The 19,223-nt window shown below is 70.7% G+C and carries 15 protein-coding genes; 11 read left to right on the top strand and 4 right to left on the bottom strand.

Annotated features, from left to right (window positions below):
• Positions 1 to 29 precede the first annotated feature (29 nt).
• The 5 genes from ftsH to BKH33_RS09125 are packed head-to-tail and all read left to right on the top strand — an operon-like array spanning position 30 to position 3,971.
• Positions 30 to 2,096: an ATP-dependent zinc metalloprotease FtsH gene (gene ftsH / locus BKH33_RS09145; RefSeq protein WP_003781090.1), complete on the top strand. Its 2,067-nt coding sequence runs from the start codon at positions 30 to 32 to the stop codon at positions 2,094 to 2,096.
• Positions 2,097 to 2,148: 52 nt separating this feature from the next.
• Positions 2,149 to 2,721 (top strand): GTP cyclohydrolase I FolE, encoded by a 573-nt coding sequence (gene folE, locus BKH33_RS09140; RefSeq protein ID WP_003781077.1) that lies wholly within the window; start codon positions 2,149 to 2,151, stop codon positions 2,719 to 2,721.
• Between the two features lie 49 nt (positions 2,722 to 2,770).
• Positions 2,771 to 3,181 carry a YvaD family protein gene (locus BKH33_RS09135; protein WP_003781072.1) on the top strand — a complete coding sequence of 137 codons (411 nt, stop codon included), beginning with the start codon at positions 2,771 to 2,773 and terminating at the stop codon, positions 3,179 to 3,181.
• Positions 3,178 to 3,651 (top strand): DMT family transporter, encoded by a 474-nt coding sequence (locus BKH33_RS09130; protein ID WP_428978950.1) that lies wholly within the window; start codon positions 3,178 to 3,180, stop codon positions 3,649 to 3,651. The genes BKH33_RS09135 and BKH33_RS09130 overlap by 4 nt, the downstream gene beginning before the upstream one ends.
• The gene (locus BKH33_RS09125; RefSeq protein WP_003781084.1) at positions 3,648 to 3,971 is read left to right on the top strand and encodes a DMT family transporter; all 324 of its coding nucleotides are present in this window, start codon (positions 3,648 to 3,650) and stop codon (positions 3,969 to 3,971) included. The genes BKH33_RS09130 and BKH33_RS09125 overlap by 4 nt, the downstream gene beginning before the upstream one ends.
• Positions 3,972 to 4,353: 382 nt before the next feature.
• Here BKH33_RS09125 and BKH33_RS09120 read toward each other — a convergent pair whose 3' ends face one another.
• Positions 4,354 to 5,571, bottom strand: coding sequence for a sensor histidine kinase (locus BKH33_RS09120; protein WP_076142704.1), 1,218 nt, complete (start codon positions 5,569 to 5,571; stop codon positions 4,354 to 4,356).
• A 42-nt stretch (positions 5,572 to 5,613) separates the two neighbouring features.
• Between BKH33_RS09120 and BKH33_RS09115 the strand changes: the two genes are divergently transcribed.
• Positions 5,614 to 6,288: a response regulator gene (locus tag BKH33_RS09115; protein WP_076070268.1), complete on the top strand. Its 675-nt coding sequence runs from the start codon at positions 5,614 to 5,616 to the stop codon at positions 6,286 to 6,288.
• A 44-nt stretch (positions 6,289 to 6,332) separates the two neighbouring features.
• On the opposite strand, the gene BKH33_RS09110 is transcribed toward BKH33_RS09115, so the two are convergent.
• The 3 genes from BKH33_RS09110 to BKH33_RS09100 form a co-directional block, all read right to left on the bottom strand.
• Complete coding sequence (locus tag BKH33_RS09110; RefSeq protein WP_003780523.1) at positions 6,333 to 8,816, bottom strand: FtsX-like permease family protein; 2,484 nt, start codon at positions 8,814 to 8,816, stop codon at positions 6,333 to 6,335.
• Positions 8,816 to 9,589, bottom strand: coding sequence for an ABC transporter ATP-binding protein (locus tag BKH33_RS09105; RefSeq protein WP_003780537.1), 774 nt, complete (start codon positions 9,587 to 9,589; stop codon positions 8,816 to 8,818). The genes BKH33_RS09110 and BKH33_RS09105 overlap by 1 nt, the downstream gene beginning before the upstream one ends.
• 409 nt (positions 9,590 to 9,998) lie before the next feature.
• Entirely contained in the window at positions 9,999 to 12,497 is a 2,499-nt protein-coding gene (locus tag BKH33_RS09100) for an ABC transporter permease (protein ID WP_076076149.1), read from the bottom strand.
• 366 nt (positions 12,498 to 12,863) lie between these two features.
• Here BKH33_RS09100 and folP point away from each other — a divergent pair, with 366 nt between their 5' ends.
• Genes folP through BKH33_RS09075 form a run of 5 tightly spaced genes read left to right on the top strand, consistent with a single transcriptional unit; the run spans position 12,864 to position 19,222 of the window.
• Positions 12,864 to 13,745 (top strand): dihydropteroate synthase, encoded by an 882-nt coding sequence (gene folP, locus BKH33_RS09095; protein ID WP_003780528.1) that lies wholly within the window; start codon positions 12,864 to 12,866, stop codon positions 13,743 to 13,745.
• Positions 13,742 to 16,444, top strand: a complete 2,703-nt coding sequence (gene folK / locus BKH33_RS09090) for a 2-amino-4-hydroxy-6-hydroxymethyldihydropteridine diphosphokinase (RefSeq protein ID WP_076142703.1) — start codon at positions 13,742 to 13,744, stop codon at positions 16,442 to 16,444. The genes folP and folK overlap by 4 nt, the downstream gene beginning before the upstream one ends.
• Positions 16,444 to 16,944 carry a DUF3180 family protein gene (locus tag BKH33_RS09085; RefSeq protein ID WP_075407857.1) on the top strand — a complete coding sequence of 167 codons (501 nt, stop codon included), beginning with the start codon at positions 16,444 to 16,446 and terminating at the stop codon, positions 16,942 to 16,944. The genes folK and BKH33_RS09085 overlap by 1 nt, the downstream gene beginning before the upstream one ends.
• Complete coding sequence (locus BKH33_RS09080) at positions 16,941 to 17,453, top strand: PH domain-containing protein (protein WP_003780542.1); 513 nt, start codon at positions 16,941 to 16,943, stop codon at positions 17,451 to 17,453. Before BKH33_RS09085 ends, BKH33_RS09080 begins: the two co-directional genes overlap by 4 nt.
• The gene (locus BKH33_RS09075; protein WP_076142702.1) at positions 17,450 to 19,222 is read left to right on the top strand and encodes a PH domain-containing protein; all 1,773 of its coding nucleotides are present in this window, start codon (positions 17,450 to 17,452) and stop codon (positions 19,220 to 19,222) included. Before BKH33_RS09080 ends, BKH33_RS09075 begins: the two co-directional genes overlap by 4 nt.
• The last annotated feature ends 1 nt before the right edge of the window (position 19,223 follow it).

Raw genomic sequence — 19,223 nt, 5'->3', positions numbered from 1 at the left:
ATCAGTATGTTGAAGGGACCTACCGCACGATGAAAGATTCTGGGCGCGAGCCCGGCCGCAAGGACTCGGAGAAGCCGGGCAAGGCCGGTAAGAACGACCGCAACAAGCGCGACCGCAAGCTCCGCGACACCCTGGGCAACCCGTTCCTGTGGTTGGTGCCCTTCCTTCTGGTCGTCATCCTCGGCTGGGCCGTTTTCTCCTCGATGTTCGGCTACCGCACCATCGACACCTCCGACGGCCTGACGCTCCTGCGGGACAAGCCGGACACGATCGAGTCGATCACCGTCATCGACGGCACTCAGCGCGTCGAGCTGGACCTCAAGACCACCTACGTCCAGCCCAAGAAGAAGGACGTCGAGGCGCGCCCGGTGGGCAAGAAGGTCGAGTTCTCCTTCACCGACGCCCAGGCCGAGCAGGTCGACCGCCTCGTCCAGGCCGCCGCTCCCAAGGACGGCTTCAACTCCGTGGTGCCCACCACCACCTGGTGGTCCTCGCTCATCCAGCTGCTCGTGCCCGCTCTGCTGCTGGGCGGCTTCATGTGGTGGCTCCTGAGCCGCATGGGCGGCGGGCGCAACGGTGCCATGGGCTTTGGCCGCTCCAAGGCGAAGGTCGGCTCCAAGGAGATGCCCGACGTCACCTTCGACGACGTCGCCGGCGAGGACGAGGCCGTCGAGGAGCTCCAGGAGATCCGCGAGTTCCTCTCCGAGCCGGAGAAGTTCCGCGCCGTCGGCGCCAAGATCCCCAAGGGCGTCCTCCTCTACGGCCCGCCCGGAACCGGTAAGACCCTCTTGGCCAAGGCCGTCGCCGGCGAGGCGGGCGTGCCCTTCTTCTCCATGGCCGCCTCCGAGTTCGTCGAGATGTTCGTCGGCGTCGGCGCCTCGCGCGTGCGCGACCTGTTCGACCAGGCCAAGGAGAACGCCCCCGCCATCATCTTCGTCGACGAGATCGACGCCGTCGGCCGTCACCGCGGCTCGGGCACCGGCGGCGGGCACGACGAGCGCGAGCAGACCCTCAACCAGCTCCTCGTCGAGATGGACGGCTTCGACGCCAACACCAACGTCATTCTCATCGCCGCCACCAACCGCCCCGACGTCCTGGACCCCGCCCTCCTGCGCCCCGGCCGCTTCGACCGGCAGGTCAGCGTCGAGGCCCCGGACATGGCCGGGCGGGCCGCCATCCTCAAGGTCCACGCCAAGGGCAAGCCCTTGACCGACGACGTCGACCTCGACCTCGTGGCCAAGCGCACCCCCGGCTTCACCGGCGCGGACCTGGCCAACGTCCTCAACGAGGCCGCCCTGCTCACCGCCCGCTCCAACGCCCACCTCATCGACAACCGGGCCCTGGACGAGGCCATCGACCGCGTCATCGCCGGCCCGCAGAAGCGCACCCGCGTCATGCGCGACCACGAGAAGCGCGTCACCGCCTACCACGAGGCCGGTCACGCCCTGTGCGCGGCCGCCGGCGCCTACTCCGACCCGGTCACCAAGGTGACGATCCTGCCGCGCGGGCGCGCCCTGGGCTACACGCAGGTCATGCCCCAGGACGACAAGTACTCCACCACCCGCAACGAGCTGCTCGACCAGCTCGTCTACGCCATGGGCGGGCGGGCCGCCGAGGAGATCATCTTCCGCGACCCCACCACCGGTGCCTCCAACGACATCGAGAAGGCCACCTCCACGGCCCGCAAGATGGTCACCGACTACGGCATGACCAGCGCGGTGGGCGCCGTCAAGCTCGGCACCACCGAGAACGAGACGGTCCTGGGGCTCAACGCCACCAACCGCGACTTCTCCGAGGAGGTTGCCGCCACCGTCGACGCCGAGGTCCGCTCCCTGCTGGACGACGCCCACCGGGAGGCCTGGGAGATCCTCACCCGCAACCGCGCCGTGCTCGACCAGCTGGCCGAGGAGCTCCTCAGCCGCGAGACGCTCCTGGAGAAGGACCTGGAGAGGATCTTCGCGGGCGTCGTCAAGCAGCCCGAGCGGCCCCTGTGGCGCAGCGACGAGTCACTGCCCGTCGTCGAGGCCGCCTCCGCCCCTGGCGGTGAGTCCGGCGACTCCCACGGTAGCGACGACTTCTGGGGCTACAACCAGTGAGCCGGCCCGGGCCCCGGCGGGCCCGGCAGGCACACGGAAGCAGAGGCCGATCATGAGCTATGACGCCGAGGGCGTGCGGCGGGCGGTGCACGACCTGCTCGTCGCCATCGGGGAGGACCCCGACCGCGACGGGCTGCGCGACACCCCCGAGCGCATGGCGCGCGCCTACGCGGAGATGTTCGCCGGCCTCGGGCAGGACCCGGCCGAGCACGTCGAGCGGGTCTTCGACGTCGGGCACGAGGAGATGGTCCTCGTGCGCGACATCCCCATGTACTCGGTGTGCGAGCACCACCTGCTGCCCTTCCACGGGTCGGCGCACGTGGGCTATATCCCCAGCGAGGACGGGCGCGTCACCGGCCTGTCCAAGGTGGCGCGCCTCGTGGACGGCTACGCCCGGCGCCCCCAGGTCCAGGAGCGCCTCACCCGGCAGATCGCCGACGCCCTCGTCGAGCGCCTGGAGTGCCGGGGCGTGCTCGTCGTCGTCGAGGCCGAGCACCTGTGCATGTCCATGAGGGGCGTGCGCAAGCCCGGCTCCAACACGGTCACCTCCGCCGTGCGTGGCATCATGCGCAATGCCGCCACCCGCTCCGAGGCCATGAGCCTGGTCCTGGGCCGGCGGTCCTGAGGGCTGGTGAGGCCTCGACACCGGAGAATGTCGGTGAAATAGTGGGCGAATGAGCCCCACGTACAAAAAGTTGCTGGTAGCGGTCGATGCCGGGCTGCTGCTCTACTGGACGGCCGTCTTCCTCAACCTCATTCCCGAGCACCTGCGGTTCAAGGACTACTCCAACCAGGTCATCCAGGCCTGGAACTGGTCCTTCTTCCCTCTCGACCTTGCCGCCGCCCTGACCGTCTTCCTCGGCGCCTACCTGACGCGCGTGGGCAGCAGGATCGGGGACCTGGTGCTGACGGTCGGGCTCATGCTGACCTTCTGCGCCGGGTTCATGGCGATCTCCTTCTGGTCCTTCTACCGTGACTTCGACCCGCTGTGGTGGGGGCCCAACGCCCTGCTCATGATCATCCCGGCACTCGCCCTCGGCTCCATGGTCTGCCGGCGGCTCGAGACCGCGGAGAACCAGTCGTGACGGTCAAGGACGCGCTGTGCCCGTCGACATGGGGGAACGCGTTCCGCCCAGGCGCGCCCGCAGCCGCGACGGTGCTCGGTGCGCTGAAGGATCGCCCGGGGACAACGGGCCGCGGCGTGTGCGCCTGGCCGGCTCTCGGAGGCGCCATCGTCTCCGAGGTGTCGGCGACCCTCGCCTTGCGCCAGGCCTTGAACCATCCGGGCTTCTACATCGTTGTCGGGATCGGGTACGCGCTGGCCTTCATCCTTCTGTCGCTGACACTCAAGGCCGGCATGCCGCTCGGCGTCGCCTACGGACTCTGGGGTGCCCTGGGTGTGGCGCTGGCCGCGGTGCTGTCGATGCTTGTCTTCGGTGAGCCGATCACGGTGCTCGTCGCCCTCGGCATTGCGCTCATCATGGCCGGGGTGCTCCTCGTTGAGGTCGGGGCGCAGCACGCAGGCACGCAGCACAAGGACGGTGAGGCGTCATGAGCGGGGTCTACCTTGTAGCGGCCATCGCCTCCGAGACCACCGGCACACTCTCGCTCAAGCTCGCCTCCGACGGTAGAGGGCTGCGGTGGTACGGCCTCGTGATGGCCGGCTACCTTGGGGCCTTCGCCATGTTGACTCTGGCCCTCAAGGAGGGGCTGGGGCTCGGTGTCGCCTACGGGATCTGGTCGGCCGGGGGAGTGGCCGTGACGGCAATCGCCTCAAGGCTTCTCTTCGGTGAGCCACTGACTCGCACCATGGTGGCAGGCATCGCGCTCATCATGGCGGGCGTGCTCCTCGTCGAGCTCGGCAGCGCGCACTGACAACGCACCGAAGGCGATCACGGGCCAGAATGTCCAAATCGGTGACAAAGGACTGCCAGCACTCCTTGCCCGCCCATACGAACCGCGGAATCATGCGGTTTTCTTTCGTCAACGTGTGTCCGTTCCGAGCCTTTGTCTCCGATTTGGACACGATCGGCTCGTTCCCGTCCCGCGCGGACTGGCCGAGCGCCCCCTGAGGGACGTGGTGTGGGCAGAAGGCTCGCTCGGCCGGGGACATTCGACATCGACGGGTGCAGTCCACGCGTTCGGGGACAGGACGACCGTCCCCGAACGCGCGACGTGTCCCCGTCGGGCACCATCCGTACCCGGCCGCGCGGAATGTCCCCGCCCGGAAACGGTGACTGCGCCGACGGGCGCGGGCTCAGCGGGCCGCTTGGAAGGGGACGCTGAAGACGGTGGTCCAGCGGCCCTCGCCCTGGCTCACGCTCAGGCTGCCGCCCAGGGCCTCGACGCGGCGCCGGGCCCCCTCCAGGCCCAGGCCCGAGGAAAAGGCGTCATAGCCCGGTACGCCACTGCCCGGCGCGCCGCTGGCCCACACGCCGCCGGCCTGCCCCGGAAAACCGACGTCATTGCTTGCCATCGCCTCCAGGGAGCGCCCGTCGGACTCGATGACCAGACGCGCCCGCCCCTGCGGGGCCGTGTACTTCGACATGTTTGTCACCAGCTCGCCCAGCACCCGCAGCAGCTGGAGGCGCACGCCCGGCGGGATCACCGGGACCCCGAGCAGCTCCAGGCCCTCGACCTCCAGGTGCGCCCCCCGGTGTCTCAGGGCGGCCGCGGCGTCGGTAACGACCTCCTCCAGGGGACGCGGCGCGGAGGTCGCCTCGATGTCCAGCCGCTCGCCTCCACGGATGTCGCTCATGGCGCGCAGCGCGTGCCGCATCTGCTCCACCGCCGCGCGCACCGCCGCCGTCATCGCGTCCAGCTCGGGCGCCAACGCGGTGTCCTCGGGGTGCGCGAGCCGGGCCTGCTCGGCCGTCATGACCGCGTGGGTCAGGTCCCGCACCACGGTGTCATGCAGCTCGGTGACCACCAGGAGGCGCTGGCGCTCCATGCTCTCGCGGTAGGTGTGCAAGGAGCGCTCGGCCTGGTCGCGTGGGCTGCGGATGAGCTCGGCCAAAGTGATTGCCCCGCCCCCGACAACAACCCACCACGCCAGCAGCGAGACCCAGCCCTCACTGGTCTCGCCCCACCGGGCGTCGGCGATCAAGAGCACGAGTGAGAAGACCACCAGGCTGTAGGCGGGCATGCGCGGAAACCCGCGCGCCACGAGGATCGCGGTGCACAGCCAGGGAATGATGCCCGGGGAGATGGGCACATCAGTCATCATCAATGTGCCGGCCCACGCCGACGCGCTGCCCAGCAGGGCCCCCGGCCACGGGAAGCGGCTGCACAGCGCCAGCGCCAGGCCCCCGACGATCGCGAAGGCGATCATGGACGTGTACAGCGGCCATGCCGCCGTGATCGAGAACAGAGTGATCAGTGCGGCCAGGAAGGCGTGCGCCAGATGCAGCCGCCAGGTCGGTCGCCACGTCGTGTACCGCGTGGGCTGCAGCAGGCCCGCCAGAATGTCGGCCACTGTCTCCACCTTCCCCTGAACCGATCCGGATAATATTCTTCCATGACGGTCCCCGACGTTACTGATGGTCCCACTGCCGCCTCGCAGGTCCTGCGCGTCGCCATCGTCGACGACGACCCCTTCGTCCTGCACGCGCTGCGGGCCTACCTGAGCTCGGACGAGCGCATCGAGGTGGCCAGCACCTTCTCGCGCGCCGCCGACGCCCTGGCCTTCCTTCACAAGATCCGCGTGGACGTCCTGCTCACGGACGTGCGCATGCCTGAGATGGACGGTCTGGAGCTGCTCACCCGGGTGCGCCGGCAGTGGCCCCGCACAGCCGTGGTCGTGCTGACCTCCTTCGACGACGACGAGGCGATGGTGACCGCGCTCGCCCAGCACGCCAACGGCTTCCTGCTCAAGGACGCCTCGCCCGAGGAGATCATTCGCGCCGTCATCGCCGCCAGCGCGGGCGGGACCACGATCTCCCCGGCCGCCACCTCCCGGCTCGTCACCCGCCACCTGCGGCCTCCGCAGACGGCCCAGGCCCCCGACGTCACCGAGGCAGAGCAGGCGGTCCTGACCCTCCTGTGCGAGGGCTACTCCAATGCCGAGATCGCCGAGCAGCTCGTCGTCGCCGAGTCCACGGTCAAGACCCACGTCTCCCACCTCATGAAGAAGTACGACGTCCCGTCTCGACTCAAGCTCGTCGTCGCCGTCCACAAGACCCAGGGGGCCTGAGCCCTCCGCCCCGGGCACTGGAGCAGCCCTCAACACCCGTCTCCTCACTCCTCGGACAGGGCCATGACCGGCGGCACCGAGGCGGCCCGCCCGGCTGGGCGCAGCGAGGCCAGCAGGCCGACGGCCAGGGTCGCGGCGAACAGGGCGAGGAGCGCGAGGTAGGGGATGTGCACGGACATGCCCGTAGCGGCCCCTCCTGCCGCGACCGTGCCCGCTGCGCCGAGGATCGTTCCGATGAGGAGCCCGAGGCCCCCTCCCACGGTCGCCACGAGAACTCCCTCGGTGACGATGAGGTTCCTGATCTCTGAGCGAGCGCTGCCGGTGGCGCGCAGCACCCCGATCTCTCGAATGCGTTCCAGGACCGAGATGTCCGTGGTGTTGGCCAGCCCGGACAGGGCGATGACGAGGGCGGCGCCCAGAACCAGGCAGACGATCAGGGCCATCCTCGTGATGAGGGATGACATCTGCTCACTGGCGGCGGCGCTTCCCTGGACCATCAGAGTCTGACCTCGGACAGCCGCATTGAGGGAGCGCTCGGTATCGGATGTCATGGAACTGCCGGTGGAGCGAACCCACATGGTGGTGTTGGTGGGGGTGTCGCCGTTGAGGCGCTGAGCCACTGCCGGGCTGACAACAGCCCCCCAACCCTCCTGGACGTGGGCCGTCAGCTCAACGCTGCCGGCAGCGCCGGTCAGGGTGACTGTGGAGCCATCTGGAATGTTATAGATACCACCGACAATAAGGGTCTTGTCATCGAGGCCTTCCAAGCCGCTGGTGGACCGTGCAATAGGTGCGATAGCGCCGGTGTCGATGACGTCGACATTGATGTCCTTCGACTCTCCATCGATGGTCTGGGTCAGGCCGAGGGATGGAACATAAGTCACGTCCTTGATGCCATCGACCGCTTTGACCTGCTTCGTCAGCTGCGCGGTATCGGTTTGCGGAGTGACCCCGAAGATTCTGGCGTCCACGGGTGAGCTGTGGCCGAGGATGGCGTCGAAGGAGGCGTTCAGGGAGGACAGGCCGACGAAGAGCGCTGATCCCACCAGGACGCAGACGAAGAGCGTGGCGGCGGTCGCGGCGGACCGTCCGGAGTTACGAGCCAGGTTGCGGGTAGCAAGGTGCAGCACCGGGAGTCGAGTGTCGCCACTGACTCTGCCGATGAAGCCGATGATGGCGGTGACGAGCAGCGGGAGGCCAAGGACCGCGCCGAGTGCGACCAAAGCGCTTCCACATGCTGTGATGAAGATATCGGATGCCTGAATGCCGAGGGTGACCACGGCCGCACCGATGACGGCAACGATGACTCCGGCGACGGCGACCCACACCCTTCGGCGTCCGGCCTGCTTGGTGCTTGCGACCTGTCCGGTGAGCGCCACGAGCGGTGAGATGCGGGTGGCGGAGCGGGCGGGGCGGAGTACGGCGATGAGGGTGACCAGTGTCCCCAGGGCGATGGTGAGCCCGAGAGACACGGGCGAGATGGTGAGCTGATCCGCCTTGAGGTCCGCGAAGATCCCCGATGACACCATGATGGCGCCGAGACCGGTCCCGAGCGCAGCGCCCAGGACGGAGCCGACCAGACCTGTCATGAGTCCAGTGCGCAGGACGGCGAGCATCACCTGACGGCGGGTTGTGCCGATGCAGCGCATGAGGCCGACCATGCGCGTCTGACGCGCCACCAGGGTGCTGAAGGTGGTGGCGATGACGATGATGGCGACGACCGCGCAGACCGGGGCCAGGAGGTTGATGATGGTCGCGATCATCGTGCCGCCCGTCTGTGCCTGGGCTCGTTGGGCGATGGCCTCGTCTCTGCTTTGAACCGACGCGGCGGGCTGGACCGCGTGAACGGTCTGAGACACCTTGGTGAGGAGTGCGCCGGTGTCCGTTCCCGGTTTCGCGTTCACGTACAGGCTCCGGTAGTCCATGCGAGTGCCCATTGCCTGGAGCTGCTCGGCGGTGGCGTAGAGGACGCCGGTGCCGGTCTCCTTGCTGTCGGCCCCGGCGGAGATGATGCCGACCACCGTGGGGGCCGAGCGGACAGCCTTGGCGTCGTCGCCATCCTTGGTCCTGAAGCGGATGGTGTCGCCGACGCTCAGGCCCTGCTGCTCGGCGAGCATGGAGTCGATGGCCACCTCGCCGGTGGCGGCGGGAAGCCGGCCGCTGCTCAGGGTGGTGAACTTGGTGAGTGCCGGGACGTCCTGCGCGGCGACCTGGACCCCGGCGGCGCCTCGCAGCTGCTTGGGCAGGTCGAGCCACAGCATGTCCCAGTGCGCGCCGCGGACAGAGTCGACGCCGTCGAGGGCGGAGACCCGGTTGAGGAGGGCGTCGTCCAGGGCGTTCTCAGTGCTGTTTGCCCCACGACCATCTTGGACGACGACGGTGGCGTCACCCACGGACACCCGCGCGCTGGTCTGCGTTTGAGTGCGGAAGGAGTCGGAGATGATGAAGGCGAAGGCGATGAGGGCGGCGCTCATGGCCACGGCCACGAGAGCGGCGGTGGTGCGCCGCAGATCGAGCAGCGAGGGCATCAGCGGGCCTCCATCCGGGGTGCAGGTCCGGCAGCGGGGGAGGGGCCGGCGGCGTGGCGCGCGCCGGACCCGGCCACGCGAGTACCGGCCGGGCGTCGCACGGCCTCGACCCCGGTGATGCGCCCGTCGCGCAGGCGGATGATGCGGTTGGTGGTGGCAGCTGCCTGCTCGTCGTGGGTGACCATGACGACCGTCTGTCCCAGGTGCTCGCACATAGTGGCCAGGGTCTCCAGCAGAGAGGCGGCCGAGGCGGTGTCCAGCGCCCCGGTGGGCTCGTCGGCGAAGACCACCTCGGGGCGGCCCACGAGGGCGCGGGCCACGGCCACGCGCTGTTGCTGGCCTCCGGAGAGCTCGTTGGGCCGGTGGGACAGGCGGTCACCGATCCCCAGGGTGGAGATGATGGCGTCGTACCAGTCCCGCTTCGGCTTGCGGTGGGCCAGGCGCTGGGGCAGGAGGATGTTCTCCTCGGCGCTCAGGGTGGGCAGCAGGTTGAAGGACTGAAAGATGAAGCCGAGGCGATCGCGGCGCACGGCGGTGAGCTGCTTGTCCTTCATGCCGGACAGGTCCTGGCCGGCGATGAGGACGCTGCCGGAGGTCGGCGTGTCCAGGCCGGCCAGGCAGTGCAGGAGGGTAGACTTGCCCGAGCCGGAGGGGCCCATGATGGCCACGAACTCGCCGCGTCCCACCACCAGGCTCGCTGAGTCCAGGGCGACGACCCGGGCCTCGCCCTCACCGTAGACCTTGGTCAGGCCGCGGGCCTCGACGACGCGCATCGGGGCGGCAGCAGCGGCAGGTGCCGCCGGTGCTCCCGAAGCGACCGGCGCTCCCTGGGGGACCGGAGCGGGATTGGCAGTGTGGCCGGAGGACGGGGGCTGGGGTTGAGTCGTCATCTCAGGACCCTTCTCGTTGGCTGACTCGTGTGGCGGGCAGGGTCGGTCGCTTGATTCGTGTCCGGGGCTGCCCTGTTGACGTGAAAAAGCCTAGAAACGGCGCCATCGCACCGGAATGCGTCGAAGGACGGGACGCGTGAGCCCCCTGTCCACCGAAAGGCGGAGGCGAGGCGGTACGAAGGTGCGGCTGCCCCGTGCCCTGGTTCCAGGGCGCGGGGCAGCCGTTTCTCAGGCCCCCATGGCAGAGGGGGGAGCAGAGGGACGGTAGAGAGGGAGCGGAGAGTGGCTCTCCTCAGTCCTGAGCGAGGGCGCGGACGGGCGGGATCCGGCTGGCGCTCTCCGCGGGACGCAGCGAGGCCAGGACACCGACCGCGGCGGACATCAGAAGGATGCCGACCAGGATCAGGGCCAGCCATGGGACCGGGACGGTCAGGAAGCTGGTGGAGTCGGTTGTGAGCAGGGCGGCCGCCCCTGCGACACCCACCCCGCAGCCGAGCAGGATGCCGATGGTGCCGCCCAGGAGCGCGGTGAGGACGGCCTCGGTGATGAGCAGGCGCCTGATCTCGCTGCGCTGGGTGCCGGTGGCGCGCAGGACCCCAATCTCTCGGGTGCGTTCCAGGACGCTGATATCGATGGTGTTGGCCAGGCCTGACAGGGCGATTAGCAGGGTGAAGACCAGCATGGCGCCGATCGCTATGGAGACCTTGCGGACCTGATCAGTGAGGTTGGTGCGGCCCTCCTGGGAGTCGCCGACGGAGAGGCCGCTGCCCGCCACTGCCTCGCGGACGGCGGAGACAGGAGCCCGATCCGAGCCATCGCCGTCGGCGCGCACCCACAGGAGGGAGGCGGTCGGAGCGTTGCCGACCAGCCGATCCGCGACGACGGGGGTGACGGCGGCGTCGAGCCCCTCCTTCACCCGGACGGTCAGGTCAACGCTGCCGGCGGGCCCCGTGAGAGTCACGGGGGTTCCGTCGGCGATGTCGTAGGTGCGGTCCAGCAGGAGAACCCGGTCGTCGAGAGCCTCCAGCGCCTCCCGGGAGCGCAGGACCGGGGAGACCTTCTCCTTGTCGACAGCGGAGACGGTCAGGGTCTCCTTCCGGTTGTTCTGGCGACCGCCGGTCATGGTGACCTCGAGCCGCGGCACGGGGACGACGCCCTCCACGCCGTCAACGGCGGCGATCCTCGCAACGGTCGAGGAGGGGGCCTGGCCCGCGCTCAGCTCTCCCACGGTGATGTCGACTGGGGTGTGGTAACCGACGTAGGTCTGCATGGAGGCGGCGACGCTGGACAGGCCACTGGACATCGCGGCCGCTACCGCGACGGCGACGAGCAGGGACGCGGTGGTCGCCGCGGCGCGGCCGGGGTTGTGGGCCAGGTTGCGGGTGGCCAGGTGGAGGATAGGTCTGCGCTCCTGGCCGCAGACCGATCCGACGAGGCGGGACGCCCCGACGACGAGCAGGGGAAGCGCAAGGATGATCCCGAGGACGGCGACGACCGCCCCCGTCCCGATCATCTCCAGGACCCGCCAGGTAACTCCGCCGTGGATGAGGCCGAGGCCGAGCGCGGCGACGACCGCCCCCGCGACGGCCGCAGCCACCCGCCGTCTGCCCAGCGACTCATGGCCGGCGGTCTGCCCGGTCAGCGCCACGAGCGCAGACACCCGGCTGGCCTGGCGCGCCGGCCTCAGGACGGAGACCAGGGTCACCACGGTGCCGACCAGGACCGCCAGGGCGAAGGAGGTCCAGGAGATGGTCAGGTGACGGGACTCGACCTCCTCGATGAGGCCGGAGCGGATGACGGGTACCGCGATGGCGGCTCCGACGACGGCTCCGGCGACGGACCCCGCCAGCCCGGTGAGCAGGGCGGCTCGCAGCACGGAGCCCACGACCTGACGGCGGGTCGCGCCCACGCAGCGCAGCAGACCGATCTGGCGGGTCTGGCGCGCCATGAGCGTCGTGAAGGTCGTGGCAATGACGATCCCGGAGACGACGGCGCACACGGGAGCGATGATCTGCAGAAGAGTGATCGTTCTGGAGGCGGCGCCGTCGGAGCTCTTGGCGCGCATGGTGACGATCTCGGAGGCGGTGTAGGCCTGTGCGCCTGGCTGCGCGGTGGCCAGGGCCTCGGTGACGGAGCTGAGAAGCTCCTTGTCGCTGGTCCCCGCCTTCCCAGTGACGTAGAGGACGGCGGGGTCGTCGGGAAGCCCCATGGCGGCCTGCGCCTGGCCCGTGGCGAAGATGTAGGGGGTGTCCTCGGCGTCGTACCGGGTGACGTCAGCCCCGGGCCGGACCACGCCCACGACGTTCACGGTCGTGGAGGAGGCGTCCTCGGAGGCCTTCACCGTGAGGGCGCTGCCGACCTTCACGTTCTGCTGCCGCTCCAGGACGGCGGGCGAGACGGCGATCTCGTTATCCGCCTGCGGCAGGCGGCCCTCCACCAGGCGGGTGCTGCCCGTGAGCGCCGGTACGTCCAGGACCAGGAGGCTGCTCTCCTGAGCTGCGCCCTGGCGGCCGGCCAGGACCCCTCCCTCCACATAGGGACGCACCGATGCGACCCCGTCAGCCGCGGAGACCTGCTGCACGGCCCGCTCGGAGATCCTGCCTCCGGCAGCGTCGTCCTTGCGGTCCGCCAGGACCCCCACGTCGGCGTTACCGACACTGGCGCGAGCACTCTCGGTGACCCTGGTCCGAACGGAGTCGGAGACGATGAAGGCGAAGACGATGAGGGCCGCGCTCATGGCCACCGCCACGAAGGCGGCAGCACTGCGGCGCAGATCGAGCAGGGCGGGCATCAGCAGTCCTCTTCTCATTTTCTTTCCCAGCGGGAGCCGTGGTGGACGAGTCGCGTGGTCCCGGAGTCATCGGTGGATGCCTTGAGGCTAGAAATCAAGGAGAAGAACCGGAATGCGTCGAAGGGACGGGCTGCGGAGGCGTCTCCGCCTTTCGAATGAGGGGCGACCGGTCAGTCGCACCGAGGTCGTGAGGTCCATCAATCTCAACCAAAAACTCATGGACGACACGGCTCCGCGTCTTCTGTGAATTCTTGGTCGATGCCGGCCGCCTCGACCCGAACGGATCGTGTCCTGGCTCTCAGTTTGCGGCGGGCTGAAGATGTTTCGGTCCTCCCGTAGCGCCGGACCAACCGTTAGCCTGGCCCCGTGACGATTCTTCCCGACGCCGCTCCGGCCCCCCTGCCGGGGCGGGTGCCTCGCGACCGGACGCTCCTCATGGGCGTCCTCAACGTCACCCCCGACTCCTTCTCCGACGGCGGCCGCTGGACCGATCCCGAGGCAGCCGTGGACCATGCCCGTGAGCTCATCGCCCAGGGCGCCGACATCATCGACATCGGCGGGGAGTCCACCCGTCCCGGCGCCCAGAGGGTCGACGTCGACACCGAGATCTCCCGCGTCCTGCCCGTGGTGCGCGCGCTCCTCGCCGACGGGACCGATGGATCTGCCGGCAGCGCGATCGTCTCGGTCGACACCATCCACGCCGCCACCGCCGAGGCCGCCATCGACGCCGGTGCCCACATCATCAACGACGTCTCCGGGGGCCTGGCCGACCCCGCCATGCCCGCCCTCATCGCCCGCGCCGGCGTCGTCTACGTCTGCCAGCACTGGCGCGGCGACCCCGAGACCATGGACCGCCTCACCGACTACCCGGGCGGCGTCGTCGCCGGAGTGGAGGCCGAGCTGCGCGAGCGCCTGGACGAGCTGGACGCCGCCGGGGTCGACCGCTCCCAGGTGGTCCTGGATCCCGGCCTCGGCTTCGCCAAGACCCACGAGCAGTCCTGGGAGCTGCTGGCCGCCACCGCCCGGCTCATTGCCGACCTGGGGCAGCCCCTCCTGGTCGGCTCCTCCCGCAAGCGCTTCCTGGCCCAGGCCGCTGAGGCGGACGCCACCCCCGTCCAGCGCGACGCCGTCACCGCCGCCACCACCGCCCTGGCCGCCGCCGCCGGCGCCTGGGCCGTCAGAGTCCACGAGGTCCCGGCCAACCGGGCCGCCGTTCGCACCGCCTCCCTCTGGAAGGAACACCAGTGAGCACCACCGTCTCCGCGACCACCGACCGGATCAGCCTCGTCGGACTGTCCGCCCGTGGACACCACGGCGTCCTGCCCTTCGAACGCGAGGAGGGCCAGCTCTTCACGGTCGACGTCGTCCTCGACCTGGGGCAGCGCGGTACCGCCGTGGCCGCCGTCACCGACTCGGTGACCGACGCCGTCGACTACTCCCGCGTGGCCAACGGCATCGTGAGCATCATCGAGGGCGAGCCGGTCAACCTCATCGAGTCCCTGGCGGACCGGATCGCCGAGCGGGTCCTGTCATTCCCCCGCGTCGTCGCCGCCGAGGTCACCGTGCACAAGCCCGAGGCGCCCCTCGACGTCGCCTTCGAGGACGTCTCGGTGACCATCCACCGGGTGGCCGATGCCGCCGCGGGCCACGGTGGCGCCCCCGCCACCAGCCAGGCCGCCTGGGCCGCTCAGGGCGAGGAGCCGGTCGCGGTCTCCGCCCAGTCCTTCGGGACGCCCTCGTCCTCGGCCTCCCCGGTGGCCGCCGCCTCGCCCGCGGCGCCCGCCTACGAGCCGCCCGCCTCCACTCCCGCGGCCCCCCTCGTGACGGAGGTCCCCGACTTCACCGGAGCCTCGTTCGCAGGAGACGCTGCGGTCGCTCCGACGGTGCCGACACCTGAACCGCCCATCACCCCGACGCCCTCGCCCGCCTCTCCGCTTGAGGCACCGGCCCGATCCTCCTTCGCGGCCGCCGCGCCCTCCGTCCCCACACCGATGCCGGCCGAGCCCAGCGCTTCCAGCGGGGCCGGCGCGCCGACCCAGTCCTGGGTGCCGGACTGGGTCACGGACTCCTCCGCCTCGGCGGCGTCCTCCTCCCAGGCCCCGGAGCCTCCCAGCGAGTCCTACGCGCCGGCAGCCGATGCCTCCGCCGCGGCGGGCCTGCTGGACACCCCCTCGACCAGTGCGCCCACCGCCACCTCCGCCGCTCGGACCGCCGGCGCTGACGGTTTCGTGAGCCTGGCAGCCGATGCCCTGGGTGTACCGGCGGCCACCCCCGAGCCGGAGGCGGAGCCCGTCGCCCCCAGCTACGCCGATGAGGTGGTGGCCGACGCCGGAGCCCCGTCCGAACCGGCCTCCGCCGCGGGCGAGCTCCCGATTCAGCTGCCCCGCGAGGGTCGCCACGTGGCCTCCTCCGAGGAGGTCGGCTCCCACAACGAGACCGCCTACAGCGGAGCAACCTACGATGAGCCGGTCGACGCGGCGGGCGCTGACGCCGACGGCTCCTTGCCCACCCTCAACGGCTTCGGGTCCGACGCCGGGACGGCTGCCGCAGACGGCCTCGCCGATGCCTCATCCGTCTCAGCCGCCCAGCCCCTGGCCGAGCCCGGCCCCTTCGCCGCGCCCGGTGAGTACTCCGGAGCCGGGAGCCAGGAGGGCCAGGAGAGCATCGTCCCCTCCTACTCCGAGCCCTCCTACTCCGAGGACTTCTCCCAGCCCGCCGACGCCTCGTACGCCGCGCAGCAGGCCTCGGCGCCGGTGCAGCCCGGGTTCCCCGGCATCGCGGCCCCCGGAACCGCTCCGGTAGCCGAGCAGGCGCCCGCCTCTCCCGCCGTGCCGGCCGACCCGCTCGCCGAGCGCCCCGCCCAGCCCGTCAGCGTCGTCTTCAGCCTGGGTGCCAACGTCGGCGCGGTCGTGGAGTCCCTGCGCACGGCCGTCCACGGACTGAAGAACACGGAGGGCATCGAGGTCACGCAGGTGGCGCCGCTGGCCCGCACCGTCGCTGTCGTCGCCGAGGGCGCCGAGCCGCAGCCCGACTACCTCAACACGGTGGTCATGGCCATGACGACCCTCTCGCCGCGCGAGCTCCTCGAGGTCTGCCACTCCCTGGAGGCCGCCGCCGGCCGCGTGCGCACCGAGCCGTGGGGCGTGCGCACCCTCGACGTCGACCTCATTGAGGTCGAGGGCGTCACCTCCGCCGACCCGGCGCTGTCCCTGCCGCACCCGCACGCCGTCGAGCGCGCCTTCGTCCTCGTGCCGTGGAGCCAGGCCGACCCCTTCGCCGAGCTGGCCGGGCACTCCGTGTCCGAGCTCGCTGAGAACGCCCCCGACCGTGGCGGCCTGCGGTGGCTGGCCTTCGACTGGCTCGACTCCGACTCCCTGCCGGACAAGCCCACCGGCCCCTACGTGGAGCCCCCGGTGGAGCAGGAGGCCGCAGACGCCGAGCCGCAGAGGGTCTACGACGCCACCCGGGACGAGTCCTCCGTGGCCAATGCGGCCAATGCCTCCCTGGCCGCCGACTACGCCAACAGCGTCTCCGGCAGCTCACCGGCCTCCTCGGCGCAGCCCCTCGGCTCGCAGGCACCGGTTGAGCCGGCGCCCTTCGACCAGGCTCCGTTCGAGTCCTCCTACGATGCCGGCGCCTGGTCCGGGCAGGCCCCGCAGATCGACTCGCCCTACCAGGCGGCCTCGGCCCCTGAGGCATCCGGGTCGGCCGGGGCAGCCGGTCCTCAGGACGCCTACGCCCCCGGGCAGGTCGATGGTGCAGGCGGGTTCCCCAGCAACCAGCAGGACGTCGGCAGCTACGCGAACTATGCCGGCCAGCAGGGGCAGGGTGCCCCGGCCGCTCAGCCGCAGGATGACGCCGCTGGGGACGCCTGGCAGTCCCCCCTCCAGTGGAACGACGTCATCGGTGGTGGCTCCCAGGGGACAGGGCCCCGCCAGGACGTCTGATGCGGCGCACCCGCTGGACCAGCGCCGTCGCCTGGTTCACCGCCGCGGCGGTCGCCTCCTGGGTGGCCGGAGACCTCCTTCTGCGCCACCTCGGCTGGATCCCGGTCCTCACCCCCTGGGGGGCGGTGACCGCGCTGGTCATCTCCGGCATCGTCCTCGTATGCGGCCTGGCGGTGCGGCGGTTGCGGGCCCGCGAGCGCACCTGGATCACCCTCACCGGTGCCGCCACCACTGCGGCTGCCGCCCAGGCCTCGGCCATCGTGGGCGCGGTCCTGGGCGGCGTCTACGCCGGAGGGCTCATCCTGGCCCTGGTGACGCCTCGCTCGCCGGACATGACCCACCTGGCGTGGACCTCGATCGGCTGCATGGCGGCATGCCTGGTGTGGTGCGTCGTCGGCTTCGTCGTCGAGCAGTGGTGTTCCATCTCCGGTGACGGTGACGACGATGGCTCGTCCAGCGCTTCCGGGCGAGCCCCCGAAGGACCGGGGGCGCCCGCGTGACCGCATCCGCCTCTGCGCCCGCTGCCGGCACCGACCCCTTCGCCCCCGACGGCGTCGTCTTCCACCCGGTCTCGTCCAGGCTCATCACCGCTCGTCTCCTGGGGGCGGGCATCGTCAGTGCCGTCCTCGTCATCGGTTTCGCCGTCCCCGGGGTGCTCGTCTCCTCCGCGTTCTTCATCCCGGCGGGGATTTTCGCGGCGCTGCTCGTCTGGCAGCTCTGGCTCATTCCGCGCCAGGTGCGGGCCATGGGTTACGCCCTGGCGGACAACCACCTTCTGTGGCGCCACGGCGTCATGTTCCGCTCCATCACCGTCACCCCGTACGGACGCATGCAGTTCGTGGACACCTCCCAGGGGCCGCTCGCCCGCTGGCTGGGCATCGCCGAGGTCAGGCTCCACACGGCCTCGGCCAGTACCGACGCCACGATCAACGGTCTGCCGGTGGCTGAGGCGGAGAACCTGCGCCGGGTCCTGTCCCAGCGTGGCGAGGAGAGGATGGCCGGGCTGTGAGCCCCGAGCGGGGCTCGAGCTGGGGAAGCCGTCTGGAGGCCGCCCGGCAGGCCGATGAGGACTCCAAGCGGGAGGGCGAGGCGCCGGCCTCCCGGGACCTGCCCCTGCCCGAGAACGTCACCTGGCACCGGGTCACTGTCATCACGCCGCTCCTGGAGGGCTGGAAGATCGCCACCGGCGTCCTCGCCTTCGTCACGGTCCAGAACCTCGACGACGTCGTACGCGCCTATCGCTTCATCCGCGAGCACGGCTTCTCCCTGGGGGACCAGATCGGCTACTACCTGCTCGGCCTCGTCGCGCTCATCGTCGCGTGGGCGGGGCTCGGTCTGCTCAGCTGGTGGCGGCGCGCCTACGCCGTGGACGCCGACGGCGTCTACCTGCGCTCGGGCATCCTCAGCCGCAAGCTGCGTACGGCCCGTCTGCCGCGCATCCAGTCCGTCGACGTCGTCCATCCCCTGCTCGGGCGCATCCTCGGTCTGGGGCAGCTGACCGTCGAGGTCGCCGGCGGCCGGGACTCGCGGGTCGTCATCGGGTTCCTCACCACCCGCGAGCTGCAGGCCCTGCGCGACCGCATCCTCGACCTGGCCGCCGGACAGATCGACGCGCCCGGACCCGCTCCGGAGGACAGCGCCGTCGGGGCGAGCGGAGCGGGCTGCGACACCGGCAGTATTGACGATGCCGCTCCCACCGCCAGGCCCGCGTGCGTCGACCCGGGGGAGACCGCGGACCCGGGGAGCACCCCCGTCCCCATGCGGCGCTCGACGCAGCTGCGGGCCTCCCACTACCAGGAGCAACCGCTCTACAGCGTCGACGGTGCCACCCTCCTCGGGTCCCTGCTGCGCAGCTCCTCGGTCTATGTGCTTGCGCTGACGCTCGTCGGCACGCTTGCCGTAGGGGTCCTCAGCATCATCACGGACTCCATGACCGGCGGCGAAGCACTGACGATAACCTCCTCCTATGTCACGATCGTCATCGCGGTGGCGACCATCGTGTGGACCCAGTTCAACAGCGCCTGGAACTTCCAGGCCGCTGCCACTCCCAGCGGCATCCGGATGCGCTACGGGCTCACCGCCGAGACCTCTCGGACGCTGCCGCCCGGGCGGGTCCACGGTGTCGGTCTCACCGGGCCGATCCTGTGGCGCGGCAAGGACTGGTGGAAGGTGAACGTCACCGTGGCCGGTCGCGAGGACCGGTCCCAGGACGGCCAGAGCCGACAGTTCGGCAACCTGCTCCTGCCCGTGGGGATTCGAGACACCGCCCTGCGCGCACTGTGGCTCGTGGTCCCCGACCTGGGCGTGCCCGACCCGGACACCCTGCTCGCCCAGGCCCTCACCGGCCGGGACGACGATGGCGTCGGTGACCCGCAGGCCCCGGCGGGCTCGGCCGAGCGCGGCTTCGTGCGCCTCAGCCGCCGCGGGCGGATCTTCCGTCCTCTGACCTGGCGGCGCGCGGCCATCGCCCTCACCGATACCTGCGTCATCATCCGCCACGGCCGCTGGCGGCGGCGAGTCGCCGTCTTCCCCTACGAACGCATCCAGTCCCTGCGCCTCCGCCAGGGACCGCTGGCGCGCAGGCGGTCCCTGGCCTCCCTCCGGCTCGACATGGTCGCCCAGGAGGTCCCCACCTCGATCACCAACCTCGATGCCGCCGACGCCAAGGCGCTCGCGGCGCGGATCAGCGAGCGGGCGCTGCGCCGCTCCAGCGCCGAGCAGCTCGACCGGTGGCTCGCGCGAGCCGTCGCCGGCACGCAGGCCGCTGAGCCCTCCTAGG

It is taken from the genome of Actinomyces naeslundii (assembly GCF_001956585.1).
GTDB lineage: Bacteria > Actinomycetota > Actinomycetes > Actinomycetales > Actinomycetaceae > Actinomyces > Actinomyces naeslundii.
This window is presented reverse-complemented; position numbering and strand designations above follow the sequence as displayed.